Raw genomic sequence first — 17,128 nt, forward strand, 5'->3', positions numbered from 1 at the left:
TGCAAGGCTGCCATGGGCAGTGTCGGCGTGTATCGGGGTGTATCCCGTCGTGCACCACCGGGTCAGTCATCGTAGAGTCGAAGCTGCCCGACGGAGGGCGTCGGGCGGGGACGGATCCTGGCGGGGATCCGGCCCCGTTTTTTTACATCCGGCGGATCAATACCGGTAGTTCAGCTTCATCCACACGCTGCGCCCCGGCTCGTTGATGCGCACCGGGTCGGCCGGGAAGCCGAAGTCGGCGCTGCCGGCCAGGTTCAGGTGCTCGCTGAAGGCGCGGTCGAACAGGTTGTCGACGCCTGCGCTGAGCTGCAGCTGCGAACCGAAACGGTACGCCGCGTTGAGCGCGAAGGTGGCAAAGCCCGCGCTCGGCCCGAGATCCTGTGCGACCACGTTGCCCTGGCCATCTGCGACACGGTGCTGGTGGGTCACCGCGCGCAGCAGCGCACCGGCGCTCCAGCGCTGGCCTTCCCAGTTCGCACTCAGGCGCGCTTCCAGCGGCGGCATCTGCGGCAGCGGACGCTGCTGGTCGCGGTTCTCGCCCCAGGCATAGGCCAGCGTGCCACCCAGCTTCCACTGTTCGGCCACGCTCACTTCCAGCCCCGCCTCGGCACCGGCGATGCGCGCATCGACGTTGCTGGCCTGGCTCATCCCCATCGCGCCGCTGCGGTGGTAGGTGAACAGGATGTAGTCCTGGATCTGCCCGGCGTACGCCGAGACCCAGGCCTGCACGCGCGGTCCCTTGTACTGCAGGCCAGCGTCGAGCTGGGTGGTGCGCTCGGGCTGGATGCCGGCAAACGCGTTCACCGCATCGGCCGGGCCGTGGTCGGGCGAGAACAGCTCCCAGTAGTCGGGCATGCGTTCACTGTGGCCGAGGCCGGCGTACCAGGTCAGGCCGTCGGCCAGGTCCTGCTCGTAGCGCAGGAAGCCACTGCCGAGCCATTCCTTGCGACGCTGGCCCGCAGTCGGATTGGGCATGTTGCCCATCATTCCGCGGAGCGACTGCCGCTCGTCGCACACGCTGGCGCGATCGATGCGCAGGCCGCTGATCCAACGCTGATCGGTGCCGGCGCCGAGGGTCAACTCGGTGAACACGCCATAGCGGCGGAAGTGGGCATCGGTCTCCCACGCCACCTGGCGATAGGTGCCGCGGCCCATGCCCATGCGCCCACGATGGCGGCTGTCTTCGCCGTCCACGCCCGCCACCAGCTGCACGTCCTGCCAGCGCCACTCGGAACTGACCCGGCCGCCCTGGGTACGGCGATCCACGTTCGAAGCCATCGGCGTCGGCATCATGCTGTTCGGGTTCGGCGCACGCAGCGTGTAGTTGTCCATCACGTGATCGGCCTCGTTGTAGTACACGTTGGCCTGCACCGTGTCCCACGCACCCGGCAGGTTGCGCTTCTCGAAGCGCGCGGCATAGCTGGTGCGTTCGAACGCGGCCCCGTCCATGCCGCGTCCCGCATAGCGTGCGATCGCATCTCCGGCACCGGCAGAAATTTCCAGCAGCGTGTCGGCATCCGGCGTCCAGCCGATCGCTACGTCACCGTTCCACTTGCGCCACTTCGATGGCACCACATCGCCGTGGCCGTCCTTGTAGTCATCGGCTTCGGAACGGTTGCCACTGGCGCGCACATAGCCGGTCGGGTTGCCCAGGGTCAGGTCGAGCACCTGGTCGTTGCGGTTGCGCGAACCGACCAGCGCACTGGCATCGGCACGCAGGCCCGGCTCTTCGAAGCGCGGTGTATCGCGCTCGAAGCGTACGGTGCCAGCCGAGGCACCTGCGCCCCAGCGCACGCTCTGCGGGCCCTTGATGATGGTCAGCCGGTCGAAGCTTTCCGGCGCGATGTAGGACAGCGGATTGTCCATGCGCGACGGGCAGGCACCGATCAGGTTGCCGTCATTGCTGAGGATGTTCAGGCGCGAACCGAACATGCCGCGCAGCACCGGGTCACCGTTGGTGCCGCCGTTGCGGATGGCGGAGAAACCGGGAACGGTCTTCAGGTAATCGGCGCCATCACTGGCGGGTACCGGCTGCCGCGGCAGGCGTGGGTCGGTCACCCAGTGCAGTGGCGAGGACGGTGCGGCAGCGGTGACCACCAGGGTGTCGAGGGTACGCGCCTCTTCGGCGGGCTCGGCATGGGCGAGCGTTGCAGCTACGGCCAGGCCAAGGGCAACCGGCAGGCGCGCACAGGCGCCCGCGGGGCGGGAAGTCATTTTCATCGGAACAGCTCCAAGGTACGCACGCGCGCACGGCGCCCGGTCAGGCGTCGTGCGGCAGATTCGACAGGGACATCAGCGAACGATGGAGAAAGGCGGCGGCCCACGCGCGGCATGCGCCGGCCAGCACAGCGCGGGCAGCACCTGCCGCGACCAGGGGAACACCAGCCGCGGCCGCCACAACAGCGGCAACAGCAGCACAAGCACGGCCAGCCACGGCAGCAGGCGCATCGCCAGCACGCAGTATTCGCAGGCTTCGCCGTGCATGGCGTGGGGATCGACCGGTGGGGCCGGATCCGTGTGCCCGGGCAAGGGGCTCTGGCCCGCTACGGCACCATCATGCTGCATGTGCGCGTGGTCCATGCCGGCCATCGCAGCGTGGTCCATCGGCTGCGCCTGCAGCGCGCGGCTGACCAGCGGCGCAAGCACCATCAGCAGCGTCGCCAGGACGGCAAGCTGGAGCAGAAGGCGCTGCGGGCGGGACAGCCGGGTCATCCCGCTAGTGTAGAGCCGGGTCCAGGGTTGCCCGTGCGACGAACCGTCGCAGGAGGGGTTTATCGGCAGGGCTGCGCCCTGCACCTGCAGAGGCCACGTCCACGGCAAGAGCCGAAGCAACAGCAAAAGCAAAAGCGGGCTTCCTGTTGAATGGCGGGGCGGGTCCGGTTGCGGGAGACGCCGTAAACCCATCCATGGGGGCTTGGCCGCGGCATCCATGCCGCAGACACTCCCGCAACCGGACCCACCCCGCCTTCGACAGTTTCCTGCGGTCTGTTGGAACGGCTTTGGGGTCAGATCCGTTTTCCGAAGGAAAACGGATCTGACCCCAGATGTATTTCGATATCTGACAGCTTTCATCCACGCATGGCGTGGATCTACCGTGTCGACCAAGGTCGACACCTACCAACAGCCATCGAAATCTGTCAGAGGTGGGGCGGTGTGGGCAGACAGGACCGTTGGCGCCATGGATGGCGCCATCGAGCCCCCAGGGATGGGTTTACGGCGTGTCCTGCCTGCCCACACCGCCTCGCCTCCCACGGAAGCCAGCTGTTGCTTCGGCTGTTGCCATTGATTCGGCAGGTGCAGGGCTGCAAGCCCTGCTCGACCAACCTCACACCGTGATGGTCTGGGTCAGTGATTCCCAGGTCGGTGGCACCGGCCACGCGGCCGCCTGGTTGCCATCCAGCACCCGCCGCAGGTCGCGCGGATCGATCTGCGGTGCCAGCACATGCACCAGCTCCAGCGCGTAATCACGCAGCACGCGGTCGCGCGGCAGCACCGCCCAGGCGATGCACTCGCTGATCGGGTCCGGCGCCGGCCACGACCTCAGGTCTTCGTCGTTGGAACTGACCGCCATTTCGGCCAGCAGGCCCACGCCCAGGCCGGTACGCACATAGGTCTTGATCAGATCGGCATCCAGCGCGGTCAGCGCCAGATCCGGCACCAGCCCGTTGGCGGCAAACGCACGCTGCAGCGACGAATTCGGGCGGGTCGAGGATTCGTAGCTGATCAATGGTTGCCGGGCCAGCACGGCCAGGTCCGGTGCACGCCCGGCGCGGTCCAGCGGGTGGCCCTTGGGCACCACCACCAGGCGTCGCCAGCGGAACAGTGGCACCGCGATGCCATCGGTGGGCTCCCCCCCAGCGGTGCTGATGATGGCGATATCCGCGTCACCCTGGTTCAAGCGATCCAGCGCGTCGGCTTCACCGGCCTGCTGCAGGTGCACGCTGACCTGCGGGTAAGCCTGCTTGATCGCCGCCACCGCCGGCGGCAGCACGAAGCGCGCCTGGGTGTGGGTGGTGGTCAGGATCAGCTGGCCCTGGCTCTCGCGCCGCTGGTTGGCGGCGTAGGTGCGGATGTTGTTGGCCTCGGCCAGCACGGCGCGGGCGCGGGCGATCACCTCGGTCCCGGCCGGGGTGACCGACTCCAGGCTGCGGCCCTTGCGCACGAACAACAGGAAACCCAGCTCGTCCTCCAGCTGCTTGAGCTGCTTGGACAAGCCGGGCTGGGTGGCATGCACGCGCGAGGCGGCCAGCGTGATGTTCAGCTCGGCGTCGGCGATGGCAACCAGGTAGCGCAGCTGGGTCAGCGTCATGGGCAGGCAGGCGGCGTGGGGCGGAGGTCCACTCTAGGGTCAATTGCCGTCACCAGCTTATAACCAAAGGTTGTTTAAGAAAGGTATCTGGTCATTTCCGGGCGTCATATGCCGGCGCTACGGTCAGCCGGCAGCCGCTGGCCTGAACAGCCAGCCCTCCCCCTTCGCCCGCCGAAGCCCGGCGCGGCCCCGTTTCCGGAGCGCTTCCATGGCCCTGTACGACTCCATCCTCGACACCGTCGGCAACACCCCCATCGTCAAGCTGCAGCGTCTGGCACCGCCGCAGGTCAGCGTTTACGCCAAGGTCGAGTCGTTCAATCCGGGCGGCTCGGTCAAGGACCGCCTGGCTTTGGCGATCATCCTCGACGCTGAAGCGCGTGGCCTGCTCAAGCCGGGCGACACCATCGTGGAGGCCACCTCGGGCAATACCGGCGTGGCACTGGCGATGGTCGCCGCAGCGCGCGGCTACAAGTTCGTGGCGACCATGGTCGAGACCTTCTCGGTCGAGCGCCGCAAGCTGATGCGTGCCTATGGTGCCAAGGTGATCCTGACCCCGGCCGCCGAACGCGGCAGCGGCATGGTGCGCAAGGCAGCCGAACTGGCCGAACAGCACGGCTGGTTCCTGGCCAGCCAGTTCGCCAACCCGGCCAACCCGGCCTATCACCGCAACACCACCGCCGCGGAAATCCTGCGCGACTTCGCCGGCAAGCGGCTGGACTATTTCGTCAGCGGCTGGGGCACCGGCGGCACACTCACTGGTGTGGGCGAAGTGCTGAAGGTCGCGCGCCCGCAGACCCGCATCATCGCCACCGAGCCGGCCGGCGCCGCCCTGCTCAAGGGCGATGACTGGAAGCCGCACAAGATCCAGGGTTGGACCCCGGACTTCGTGCCGGACGTGCTCAACCGCGATGTGGTGGACGAACTGGTCTCGGTCGAAGATGACCGCGCGATCGCCACCGCGCGCCGCCTGGCCGCCGAGGAAGGCATCTTCGTCGGCATCTCTGCCGGTGCCACCGTGGCCAGCGCGCTGGACGTGGCTGCCCGCGCCGAACCCGGCTCGGTGATCCTGGCGATGCTGCCGGACACTGGTGAACGCTATTTCTCCACACCGCTGTTCGCCGATGTCAACGAAGGCTCCGACGACGACTGGCTGGCCGGCCTGCCGTGACACCCCGGGTCAGGGCTTTTTCGCGCGGAAAAGGATCTGACCCAGCCTGTTACATGCCCGGGGCCGGATCCCTTTTCCGCAGGGGAAGGGCTCCGACCCCGTTCTGCTTCAGCCTGCGTGAAGGCGTCGCCCGCCATCGTGCGTGAAGGCCGTCGGATCGCAGCGCGTGAGACGGTCATGACGCAGTATCGATGCCCTGTCCCCTACCGTGGGAACAGCCGGCGCAGATGCTGCGCGGATCACCTCACAGGCAGGAGACGGACGCATGAAGATCGAGGTTTGGCAGGGTGACATCACGACCCTGGCGGTGGATGCGATCGTCAACGCGGCCAACGAAACACTGCTCGGTGGCGGCGGTGTCGACGGCGCGATCCATCGCGCGGCCGGCCCCGCATTGCTGGCCGAGTGCGCGCAGTTGCCGGAGTTGCGCCCGGGCGTGCGTTGCCCGACGGGCGAAGTGCGCGCCACCAGCGCCCATGCGCTGCCGGCGCGCCATGTACTGCACACGGTGGGCCCGGTCTGGCATGACGGCCAGCGCGACGAACCGGCGCTGCTTGCCAACTGCTACTGGAAGTCGCTGCAGCTGGCCGAGTCGCTGGGCGTGCAGTCGATCGCGTTCCCGGCGATCAGCTGCGGCGTCTATGGCTATCCGCTGTACCAGGCGGCGCAGATCGCAGTGACCGAAACACTGGCGTGGCAGCGCAGCCATGCGCAACCGATGCGCATCGTGCTGGTGGCGTTCAATACCGCTACGGCCAAGGCCTACCAGCAGGCGTTGAGCGCCGCCGGGCAAAGCGCGGACAGCGAACCGCGCGGGTCGATGCTGCCGCCGCTGGGTGATGCGGGTTTTGCCGCCGCGCACTGAATCCCGGTGCGCGACGTAAAGAAAAAGGCCGGGCAGTACCCGGCCTTTTCCGTTGCACCGTTGTGCTCAGCCACGCATGGCGTGGGTCACGCTCAACGGCTGGCAGCTTCCACCGCGGCGGCGTCATCGGCCACGGCGGCTGCGTCGGCTGCGGCGCGTGCCGCCGAGGCCGCAGCCCCATCGGCGCTGGCGCCATCCACCTGCACGCGCACTTCCACCATGCCCGCGCCATTGTTCAGGCTGGACACGTCGACCGTGTAATGACCGGCCGGCAGGGTCTCTTCCAGGCGCGAATTGGTGCCGTTGCCACCATCGTCGTCGGTCAGCTCGACGTCGCCGCCGACCACGCGCAGCACGGTATCAACCTGGCTGGAAATCGCATCCAGGCGCACATCGGCCGGGCGGTCCAGCGACAGCAGGAAGCGGCGACGGCCATCGTTGTCGAGCATCGTGTACACGCTGCCCGCCTTCGGCAGCGCCGTGCCATCGCGCTCGACCAGATTGCCGGGCAGCTCGATGCGGTTGGCCGACAGGGTGAACATGCCGCTGACGCCGTCGCCGAGGCCGCGCGCGGTCAGGGTGTACTTGCCCGGCTTCAGTGACAGGGTCAGGCGCGAGTTGGTGCTGTCGCCGCCATCGTCATTCTCTGCATCCACGCCCTGGCCCGACAGCTTCAGCACCGGATCGAAGACATCCGACACCAGGCGGATCTCGTACAGGCCGGCCTTGTCCACCTGCAGGGTGTAGTCCTGGGAACCACCGGCCAGCATGTCGACGATCTCGCCGCTGCCCGCCAGCGGCTTGCCGTCGTACGGCACCAGCTTCTCGGCGCGCAGGCGGTAAGGACCGTAGTCGGTCGAGCCGTTGGCGTTGACCGCCACCTGGTAGGTGCCGCCACCGTTGGCACGGAAGGCCACCGAGACGTCGCCTTCGCGCTCGTAGCCGGTGTTGCTGCTGGCCACCAGGCTGCCGTTGTTGAACACGGCGATCGAGCCGCTCAGCGAACCGGTCAGCTTCAGCCCGACCAGCTGCTTGTCTTCCAGCTTGATCTGGTAGAGCTGGTGGTGGCTGCCGTCGTTGTAGTTGATGCCGCTGCGCGAGGTGATCTCGCCGGATACCGGCTTGTCGAAATCGAGTGACGCGGCCTTGCCCGCGTCCGCGCCGCCGCCGATGCGGTTGCAACCGCTGGCGACCAGGACCGTGGCAACGGCCAGTGTGATTGCTGCCAAACGCATGTTGTTTCTCCTTGGCCTTCCATGTGGTTCCCGCATACCGGCCAGGCACGCGGGGGCGGAAAAGATACCCGCAAAAGCAAACGCCGGCGTGATGCCGGCGCTGCCTTGTTCATCCGGCGATGGGACGGATCAACCGTTCCACTTGCCCAGCGCGGCCAGGCCGTTGTCCTTGGCGCGCTCGTACACCGTCTTCTGGGCAGCAGCGTAGTTGCCCTTCATGTCCTTGGCCCACAGCTTCAGCGCGGCCTGCTGCATGGCGCGGCCGTAGGAGAAGCTCAGCGGCCACGGCAGGTTGCCCAGCTGGTTCATCGCGTTCAGGTGCTCGGTGGACTGCTCGTCGCTCTGGCCACCGGACAGGAACACCACGCCCGGCAGGATCGCCGGCACGGTGCTCTTCAGGCACATCACGGTCGACTCGGCCACTTCCTCGACATCGGCCTGCTCTTCACAGTCCTTGCCGGAGATGACCATCGAGGCCTTCAGGATGGTGCCTTCCAGCAGCACGTTCTGCTGGTACAGCGCGTCGAACAGCGAGCGCAGGGTGGCTTCGGTGACTTCGTAGCAGGTTTCGATGTCGTGGTCGCCGTCCATGATCACTTCCGGCTCGACCATCGGCACCAGGCCGCATTCCTGGCACAGCGCTGCATAGCGGGCCAGCGCATGGGCGTTGGACTCGATGCAGGTGCCCGACGGGATGCTCTCGCCGATGTTGATGACCGCACGCCACTTGGCGAAGCGCGCGCCCAGCTTGTAATACTCCTGCAGGCGCTCGCGCAGGCCGTCGAGGCCTTCGGTCACCAGCTCGCCCGGGCAGCCGGCCAGCGGGTGCGCACCCTTGTCCACCTTGATGCCCGGAATCATGCCGTGGTCGGCCATGTACTTGGCGAACGGCACGCCGTCCTTGGTCGACTGGCGGATGGTCTCGTCGTACAGGATGGCGCCGGAAATGTGCTCGTTGAGCTTCGGCGTGGTCAGCAGCAGCTCGCGGTAGGCGCGACGGTTCTCCTCGGTGTTCTCGATACCGACGCCGGCGAAACGCTTGGCGATGGTAGCGGTGGATTCGTCGATCGCGATGATGCCCTTGCCCGGGGCGACCATGGCCTGGGCGGTTTCAGCCAGCTGTTCGATGCTCATGTATTTCCTGTGGCGGGTGCGGGAAAAACGTAAGTATAGCCCTGCTGCCCGTTGCCTCGCCGTGGAGGACAGGATGGAAACGCTTCCACGTCTACGCAGGACAAAGGATGTCCTGCGGCATGGGGTCAGAGCCCCTTCAGGGATCTGACCCCTGGTCAGTACGGGGTCAGATCCCTTCAGGGCTCTGACCCCAGATCGGCAGCGCCGACCCGACCGTCAGGGCTTACAGATCGCCCAGGCCGATGGCGCGGCCATCCTCGCCCACTTCCAGCAGGCGCAGGGTGTTGGTGGCACCGTGGGTTTCCATGTGCTCGCCGCTGGTAAACACAACGCGGTCACCGGCCTGCAGCAGTTCCGATTCGACCAGCAGGCGGATGCTGCCGCGCGCCGCTTCGCGCGGGGTCAGGCCGCGGCTGTCGAAGTTGATCGGGAACACATCGCGCATCAGCGCCATCTGGCGACGCGCACCGTCATGGCGGGTGACCGCGAACACCGGCGCCTTGGCGCGGAAACGCGACAGGTAACGCGCGGTGCCGCCGGATTCGGTCATGGCCACGATCGCGCGCACGCCCACATGCTGCGACAGGAACATGGTGGCCATGGCAATTGCCTGGTCGGCACGTTCCAGGTTGCGCGGCGAGGCGTTGAAATCGGTCTCGGTCTGGAACTGGCGCTCGGCACCCAGGCAGATGCGTGCCATCGCTTCCACCGCCTTGACCGGGTAGGCACCGGCGGCGGTTTCCGCCGACAGCATCACCGCGTCGGTACCGTCGATGACCGAGTTGGCGACGTCCAGCACTTCGGCGCGGGTCGGGATCGGGCTTTCCACCATCGACTGCAGCATCTGCGTGGCGGTGATCACCACCTTGTTCTGCGCCAGCGAGGCCTTGATGATCTTCTTCTGCAGGCCCGGCAGCTCGGCATCGCCGATTTCCACGCCAAGGTCGCCACGGGCAACCATCACCACGTCGCTGGCCTCGACGATTTCTTCCAGGTTCTCGATCGCCTCGGTGCGCTCGATCTTCGACACCAGGGCGGCATCACAGCCGTGCGAGCGGGCGATGTCGCGCGCGTCGTTCATGTCCTGCGCGTTGCGGCAGAACGACACGGCGATGAAGTCCACGCCGATCTTGGCAACGATACCGATCAGTTCCTTGTCGCGCTCGGTCAGGGCACCCAGCGACAGGCCGCCGCCCTGCTTGTTCAGGCCCTTGCGGTCGGACAACACACCATCGTTGAGCACGGTGTTGACGATGCGCTCGCCCTGCACTTCCACCACCTGCAGCTGCATCAGGCCGTCGTCGAGCAGCAGCACATCACCCGGGCCCACGTCCTGCGGCAGGCCGAGGTAGCTCACGCCCACCTGGCTGGCGTTGCCCGGGCCGGCGTTCTCGCTGGCGATCAGGTCGAAGCGGTCACCCGCCTTCAGCTGCACCTTGCCTTCGGCGAAGCGCTCGATGCGGATCTTCGGGCCCGGCAGGTCGGCCAGGATGCCCACTTCCACGCCTACGCGGGCCGCAGCAGCACGCACTTCGGCGGCACGCTTGGCCTGGCCGGACGGATCGCCATGGCTGAAGTTCAGGCGCACCACATTGACGCCGGCGCGGAAAAGATCCTCCAGCACGCCCGGCGGATCAGTGGCCGGACCGAGGGTGGCAAGGATCTTGGTGCGACGCTGACGCTCGAACATGGTGGATGGGCCTCTCCCGTTAAAGAACGGAAATTAGCACATCCTTCACGCCGCATGTATACGGTTACAGCCTTGTGCTGCCTGACTCCGCAGGTCATGCAACGGACATTGTCCGGACATACGCTGGCGCAGGGCATTCCATAGAGCCGAGCCCATGCCCGGCTGGCCACTCGCCGGAGCAGCCGGGCATCGGCTCGGCGCTACAGGAAGCTAGGCCAGCAGCGTTTCCAGCTGCGCCGGTTCGCGTGCCAGCTGGCCAGCGCCGGCCGCGGTGAGTTCCGCCTCACCGCCAAAGCCCCACAGCACACCCACGCTGCGCAGGCCGTGGTGACGCGCGCCTTCGATGTCCATGCGGCGGTCGCCGATCATCCAGCACTGTGCGGGCTGCACCTGCAGCCGGCGCAGAGCTTCCCCGACCAGCTCCGGCTTGTGGCTGCGCGAGCCATCCAGGGTCGAACCGATGATCTCCTCGAACAGCCCGCCAAACGGCAGGTGCGCAAGGATGCGGCGCGCATGCGGCTCGTTCTTGGCGGTGACCACCGCCAGGCGGTGGCCACGGCCATGCAGCGTGCGCAGCGTGTCTTCCACCTGCGGGTACACCGTGTGTTCACGCCAGCCTTCGACGTCGAAGCGCTCACGGTAGTAGCCCACCGCCTGTTCCACCCGTGCCGGTTCGACGAACAGCGGCGCGAAGGTGGTGCGCAGCGACGGACCGATCCAGCCCAGCAGCGTCTCCTGCGGCGGCACCGGATGGTTCATCTTCTGCAGCGCATAGGCGATGCAGGCGGTGATGCCCACCTGCGAATCGATCAGCGTGCCGTCGAGGTCGAAGAACAGGACATCCTTGCTACGGTCGGCACTCATGCGCCGCGCGCGTCGAGCGCGGCGACGGCCGGCAGGGTCTTGCCTTCCAGGAACTCCAGGAACGCACCACCGCCAGTGGAGATATAGCTGACCTGCCCGGCGATATCGAACTTGTCGACCGCCGCCAGGGTGTCGCCACCGCCCGCGATGGAGAATGCCGGCGAGCTGGCGATGGCGCGGGCCAGCGCTTCGGTGCCCTTGCTGAAGGCTTCGAACTCGAACACGCCGACCGGGCCGTTCCAGACCACGGTGCCGGCCTTTCCGATCAGCTGCGCGTACTGCGCAGCGGTCTGCGGGCCAATATCCAGGATCAGGTCGTCCTCGGCGACGGCGTCGACCGCCTTCACTTCGGCAACAGCGTCCGGCATGAACTGCTTGGCGGTGACCACGTCGACCGGCAGCGGGATGTCGGCGCCACGCGCCTTGGCATCGGCCACGATCTTCTTCGCGGTGTCCAGCAGGTCCGGCTCATACAGCGACTTGCCGACCTTGTAGCCGGCGGCAGCGATGAAGGTGTTGGCGATGCCACCACCAACGATCAGCTGGTCGACCTTGCCGACCAGGTTGGCCAGCAGTTCCAGCTTGGTGCTGACCTTGCTGCCGGCAACGATGGCCAGCAGCGGCTTGGCCGGTGCGTCCAGCGCCTGCGCCAGCGCGTCCAGCTCGGCCATCAGCAGCGGGCCACCGGCCGCGACCGGGGCGAAGCGGATGACGCCATGGGTCGAGGCCTGCGCGCGGTGTGCGGTACCAAAGGCATCCATCACGAACACGTCGCACAGGGCGGCGTACTTCTTCGACAGGGCCTCGTCGTCCTTGCCCTCGCCGACGTTCATGCGGCAGTTTTCCAGCAGCACCAGCTGGCCCGGCTGCACGTCGACGCCGTCGACCCAGTCACGCACCAGCGGAACCTCGCGGCCGAGCAGCTCGGACAGGCGCTGGGCGACCGGCGCCAGCGAGTCGGCCTCGCTCCACACGCCTTCCTTCGGGCGCCCCAGGTGCGAGGTGACCATCACTGCCGCGCCCTGCTCCAGCGCGCGCTTGAGCGTCGGCAGCGAAGCGGTGATGCGCTGTTCGGAAGTGATGCGGCCATTCTCGATCGGCACGTTCAGATCCTGGCGGATCAGCACGCGCTTGCCGGAGAGGTCGAGGTCGGTCATGCGGACGATGGACATGGGCAACTCTTTGGCTCAGGGACGGGATGCCGGGCTACGGCAGGCGGCCATTGTATCGGGTGCGGCTGGTGGGAGGGCCGATGCCTGCGGCAGGCAGAGGCGCACGGCAACAGCAACGGCAACAGCCAGAGCCAACGCGCTGGCGCCTTGTGATGCTGTGGGTGGGCCGGGGCGGTGTGGGCTCGCGGGGGACGCCGTGAATCCATCCCTGGAGGCTCGGGCGCGCCATCCATGGCGCTTACGCCCCCGCGAGCCCAGACCCCCCTGGCCTCGACAGGTTCATGAGGCGGAGCGGACGGCGAAAGCAAAGGCGGTTTCTGGTGTCGGAGGGAGATGGAAGGTTGAGCCGAGCTGATGCTCGGCTGGGGATCTCGTGGAGAGCAGCCGAGCGTGGGCTCGGCTCTACAAAGAGCGCCCAGCCAAGCAGCTTTTGCTCTTCTTTTTTTCTTTCCGTGGGTGGACGCACACGGAAACTGTCAGAGGCCGGGCGGGTGGGCTGGGCAGGGGTATCCGCGCCATGGATGGCGCGGCTAAGCCTCCAGGGACGGATTCACGGCGTCCCCTGCCCAGCCCACCCGCTCGGCCCATCCCCGGGATCGCGCTTTGCAGCCACCCAGCCGTTCGCCGGAACCTACGCCGAAGGCGTCGGCTTCTGCCGAAGCAGGCTGAGCGCCAGGCCACCCACCACCAGCACGCCCAGACCCAGCAGCGCCCACAACAGCCACGACTTCCAGTCATGCTGCGGTTTCAGCGCCGCGTCACCCGCCAGCGGTTCCGGGCTGCCTTCCAGTCGCGCCAGCGTCGGCTGCCACGACGGATCGTTGCGCTGCCGAAGTTCCTCGATCAACACCCCGATCGGCGCGTCCGTGCGGCGCGCGGTCGCGCTGCCCACCGCCAGTGCGTAGGGCGCCGCACCCTGGCTCAGGAACACCAGCACTTCCGGTTGGTAGCCCAGGCGCAGCGTCGGCGCAGTGGCAGATTCCGCCGGATTCGCCACCAGCTTCCAGTAGCGGTCGCGGTGCACGCCGCCCAGCGGCTGCGCCGCCGACTGCTGGCGCTGGCCCTGCGTGCCCTGTTGCACCTGGTAGGCGATCCACGGCGCGCTGCGGCGCTGCCACTCGGCACTCTCATCATCACGACTGAACAGCGTCCATTGCACCAGGCTGTTGTCGGTGCTGGCCACATCGGCGCGCGCCACCGGGAACCGGCCATCCATCTCGAAGGTGTATTCGCCCTTGCCCTTCGACGTCGGCTCCAGCGACAGCCATTCCCACGGCAGCGTGGCCGGCGCTGGCGGCAGTTCCGCCAACACGCCGCGCAGGGTCGGCAGCCGCGAGTCGCCCTGCGCCAGGATGCGCAGGTAGCGTGCAGTGCCGTCCACCTGCAGGCGGCGCTGCAGCAGGCGCTTGCCGGCGCGCTGCAGATCCACCAGCGGCACGTCGCGACCCAACGATCGCCAGTGCTGCAGGTCATCACTGGCATCCAGCTGAACCTGCGCCTGCAGCGGCTGGCCGCTGTCGGCCCAGTCCAGCACCAGCGCCGCCAGCGGCTGCTGGTCGAGCATGCTGGCGTCGATCAGCCAGCCGCCCTGCCCGTTCGCCGTCGCCCCGCCACTCACCCGTGCTTCGACCCGGCGCACGCGCCCATCGGTATCACGCTCGGTCAGCAGCTGCAGATCGTTGCGCTGGGCATCGGCCAGCGGTGGCAGCACGAACCACGGCAGTTCACGCTGCACCGGCGGTTGCGCCAGCGGCTGGTCCGGCGCCAGCAGTGCCGACGGCAGCAGCTGGCTGGCTGCATTGAACACCTGCAGGTCGCTGAGGTCGGGACTCACGGCACGGCGGTAGATCGCCGGCTCCAGCACGATGCGGTAGGCACCGGACTGCGCGCTGGACAATGTGAGCGGCCATTGCTCGGCATACTGCGTGCGGTAATCAGCCGCCTGCACCACGACGGCGGCCAGCATGCCGAACATCGCCGGCAGCAGCGCCCTGCTCCACTTCCTCATTGCTTTTCCTCCACGGTCGGCGCCACGCTCGGCGGAGCCGGTGCCAGATAACCCACGACCGTGCACAGCAGACCGTAGGCGATGAACGATGCGATGCCCAGCAGGTTGCCCAGGTGCTGGCGATCGACAATAACCAGCTTGGCCAGTACCACGCCCATCAGCACGGCACCGACCATCCACAGCACACGCTGGCCACGACGCGAACCCCACACCCAGGCAATCACGCCCAGCACGCTCCACAACACGGTCAGGCTGGTCTGGGCCAGGCTGAAGCGCATCATCGACACGTTCCACGCCAGCCCACCCCACTGGTGCACGCCATGCAGCACCAGGCTGGTCAGTGCGACGAAGGCCGCCAGTGCCAGCAGCGGCATGCGGATGTTCAGCAATGCCTGCGGGGCCTGCGGTTGCTGATCGCCGTACAGCCAGCGCGCCAGCAGCAGCAGGCTCAACCATTGGCCGATCTCGGCCGGATTCAGCACCGGCAGCCACAACAGCGGTGCAGCGTCGCCCGGCAGCAGCTGGCCCAACAGCCAGCCGATCGACAGCAGGCCGAACAGCACGCACTGCAGCGGGACGCGCACGCTGTCGAAGGCCTGTCCCAATGGCCAGCGCAGCGCATTCCAGCGCCACAGCGACAGTGCCGCCATCAGCAGCCATGGCAAGGTCACCAGCAGGGTCGTCCAGCCCTGCGCCAGATCGGCTTCGCCACCGCCCCACAGGGCCAGCAGCGAAAGCAGCGACGGCCACAGCAGCCACCACAGGAACTGCGCGATGCGGGCCACGGTATCGCCGCCCTGGCGCAGGCACAGCAGGGTCCGCACGCCCAGCACCGCGAACACCGCCCAGGCCAGCGCGCCATAACCGGCGAACGGCTGGTGGTGTGCATCGCTCTGCACCAGGGCCAGCGGGAAGCCCAGCGCGAGCATGGCCAGTGCGGTCACGCCCAGTGCATGCGCCGGCTGGCGACGCTGCACTCCGGCCACCAGCCAGGCAGTGACCGCGGCCAGCACCAGCAACGCGTCCACTTCGGTGCGGTACGGGAAGAAGCGCGTGATCTCATGGACCAGGCCGCCCAGCCACCACAGCAGGCCCCACAGGTAGTACACCAGTGCGACCTCATGACGTGGCCTGCGCTGGTAGCTCCACGCCGACGCGAAGCCGGCCAGGGCCAGCAACAGCGCGCCGATGGCGGTCGGGTTGATCAGGAAGCGCAGGTCTTCGTGCCAGTGGTCGCCACCGGCAACGAAGGCGAATGCGGCGCCGATCTGCAGCAACGCGCCGGATACCTGCGGCAGCCAGCGCTTCTGGCGCAGCCCCAACCAGGCCAGGCCTGCACCTTCCAGCGCAAACACGGCACCGGTGGCACGCGCCGACAAGGCCAGCGGCACCGCCAGCGTGGCGAAGCCCACCGCAAGCACGGCATGCGACTGCGCCAGCATGGTATACGACGCACGTGCAATCAGCGCCCGTGCCAGTACCGCGTAGATCGCGGCCAGGCCCAGCGCGCATAGTGCCAGCGTCATCGGTTGTTCGTGCAGCATGCCTGCCTGCAACGAGAATGCGACCAGCGGCGCGCCGAACACCAGGCTGCCATCGATCAGATCGCGTCGGCCGGCCGGCCGGCGGCGCGCGTACAGCAGCGGGATCAGCAGGTAGAACACGAAGAACAACAGCAGGAACGGCTCAGTGCTGCTGAACTTGTCTGGTACGTACTGCAGCACGCCCCAGAAGGTGCCGATGCCGAAAGTGAAGGCGAAGCCCAGCAGGTTCAGCGCGCGCCAAGGGCGGAACCAGGCGATGGCGAAAATGCCTGCGTTGAGCACCGCGTAATAGCTGAACAGCCCCACGTGATTGCCGCTGCCGGTGGACAGCCATAGCGGTGCCATGAAGCCGGCCAGGATCCCCAGCACGGCCAGCGTGCGCGAGTTCTGCACCACCGCCAGCACGCACAGCCCGGCCACCAGGGCAATGGAGCTGGCGAAGGCGAAGCCCGGCGGAATCAGGTCGAAGCGCTTGAAGGCCGCGAAGATGGTCAGCAGCAGCACGCCGATGGCACCGCCCTGCAAGGCCAGCGCAAACAGGCGCCGGCGCTCGCGCTGGTGCCAGCCGAAGGCCAGCAGGCCCAGCGCGCCCACGGTGATGCCGGCCAGGCGCAGCTCGATCGGCAACACCAGCCAGCCCTGGTCGCTGACGTACTTCAGCAGCGCCGCGACACCGGCCAGCAGCACCAGCATGCCGATCTTGACCGGCACGTTGCCCTCGGTGAACCAGCGCTTGACCGCGCCGATGCCGCGCTCGATGACGTTGGGCAGTGCCGGTTCGGAAGGCAGCGGCGGCTGCACCGGCACCGGTGGCACCGGCGGTGGCGCAGCAGGTCGGGGAACAGGCGCCTCGGTCGGCGCTGCTTCGCGCACCGGTGGCTGCGGGGGGTGCGGCGCAGCAGCGGCGACCGGCCGCAGGAACGGCGGATCGGCACTGGCCGTGGGCGTGGCCGCAGCCCGTTCGGGCGTGGGCGCGCTGGCGGCCGGCCTGGCGGTGGCAGGCGCGGCGGCCATCGCGCTTTCCAGCGCCGCGACGCGGCGGCGCAGGCCGGAGATCATCACCAGCGCCACCACCAGCAGCAGGGGGATGGCCAACAGGACCAATACGACCAGTGCGATCAGTGCTTCCATTGCGTGCT

12 protein-coding genes are annotated in these 17,128 nt (G+C 67.7%); 2 read left to right on the plus strand and 10 right to left on the minus strand.

Going from position 1 to position 17,128, the window contains the following annotated elements; genetic code table 11:
* Window positions 1-156: 156 nt before the first annotated feature.
* The 3 genes from AC5P7F_RS04105 to AC5P7F_RS04115 all read right to left on the minus strand — a co-directional run bounded on the left by AC5P7F_RS04105 (window position 157) and on the right by AC5P7F_RS04115 (window position 4,309).
* Complete coding sequence (locus AC5P7F_RS04105) at window positions 157-2,220, minus strand: TonB-dependent copper receptor (RefSeq protein WP_481462584.1); 2,064 nt, start codon at window positions 2,218-2,220, stop codon at window positions 157-159.
* 72 nt (window positions 2,221-2,292) lie between these two features.
* Complete coding sequence (locus AC5P7F_RS04110; RefSeq protein WP_164077449.1) at window positions 2,293-2,712, minus strand: DUF2946 family protein; 420 nt, start codon at window positions 2,710-2,712, stop codon at window positions 2,293-2,295.
* A gap of 613 nt (window positions 2,713-3,325) precedes the next feature.
* Window positions 3,326-4,309, minus strand: coding sequence for a LysR family transcriptional regulator (locus tag AC5P7F_RS04115; protein ID WP_164077450.1), 984 nt, complete (start codon window positions 4,307-4,309; stop codon window positions 3,326-3,328).
* 208 nt (window positions 4,310-4,517) lie between these two features.
* Between AC5P7F_RS04115 and cysK the strand changes: the two genes are divergently transcribed.
* The gene (gene cysK / locus AC5P7F_RS04120) at window positions 4,518-5,477 is read left to right on the plus strand and encodes a cysteine synthase A (protein ID WP_046432270.1); all 960 of its coding nucleotides are present in this window, start codon (window positions 4,518-4,520) and stop codon (window positions 5,475-5,477) included.
* A 265-nt stretch (window positions 5,478-5,742) separates the two neighbouring features.
* Window positions 5,743-6,342, plus strand: coding sequence for an O-acetyl-ADP-ribose deacetylase (locus AC5P7F_RS04125; RefSeq protein WP_014648231.1), 600 nt, complete (start codon window positions 5,743-5,745; stop codon window positions 6,340-6,342).
* 92 nt (window positions 6,343-6,434) lie between these two features.
* On the opposite strand, the gene AC5P7F_RS04130 is transcribed toward AC5P7F_RS04125, so the two are convergent.
* The 7 genes from AC5P7F_RS04130 to AC5P7F_RS04160 all read right to left on the minus strand — a co-directional run bounded on the left by AC5P7F_RS04130 (window position 6,435) and on the right by AC5P7F_RS04160 (window position 17,120).
* Complete coding sequence (locus AC5P7F_RS04130) at window positions 6,435-7,577, minus strand: ABC transporter substrate-binding protein (protein WP_075075806.1); 1,143 nt, start codon at window positions 7,575-7,577, stop codon at window positions 6,435-6,437.
* 129 nt (window positions 7,578-7,706) lie between these two features.
* The gene (locus tag AC5P7F_RS04135; RefSeq protein WP_014648233.1) at window positions 7,707-8,711 is read right to left on the minus strand and encodes a class I fructose-bisphosphate aldolase; all 1,005 of its coding nucleotides are present in this window, start codon (window positions 8,709-8,711) and stop codon (window positions 7,707-7,709) included.
* A gap of 223 nt (window positions 8,712-8,934) precedes the next feature.
* A complete protein-coding gene (gene pyk / locus AC5P7F_RS04140; RefSeq protein ID WP_014648234.1) occupies window positions 8,935-10,401 on the minus strand; it encodes a pyruvate kinase in 1,467 nt (488 codons plus the stop codon).
* Between the two features lie 210 nt (window positions 10,402-10,611).
* Window positions 10,612-11,265, minus strand: a complete 654-nt coding sequence (locus AC5P7F_RS04145) for an HAD hydrolase-like protein (protein ID WP_049440431.1) — start codon at window positions 11,263-11,265, stop codon at window positions 10,612-10,614.
* Entirely contained in the window at window positions 11,262-12,437 is a 1,176-nt protein-coding gene (locus AC5P7F_RS04150; RefSeq protein ID WP_014648236.1) for a phosphoglycerate kinase, read from the minus strand. The genes AC5P7F_RS04145 and AC5P7F_RS04150 overlap by 4 nt, the downstream gene beginning before the upstream one ends.
* Before the next feature lie 631 nt (window positions 12,438-13,068).
* Window positions 13,069-14,445, minus strand: a complete 1,377-nt coding sequence (locus AC5P7F_RS04155) for a DUF3999 family protein (protein ID WP_164077995.1) — start codon at window positions 14,443-14,445, stop codon at window positions 13,069-13,071.
* A complete protein-coding gene (locus AC5P7F_RS04160) occupies window positions 14,442-17,120 on the minus strand; it encodes a DUF2339 domain-containing protein (RefSeq protein ID WP_197637390.1) in 2,679 nt (892 codons plus the stop codon). Before AC5P7F_RS04160 ends, AC5P7F_RS04155 begins: the two co-directional genes overlap by 4 nt.
* Window positions 17,121-17,128 lie beyond the last annotated feature (8 nt).

This window comes from Stenotrophomonas sp. YJH_SMC_105-26 (assembly GCF_059368915.1).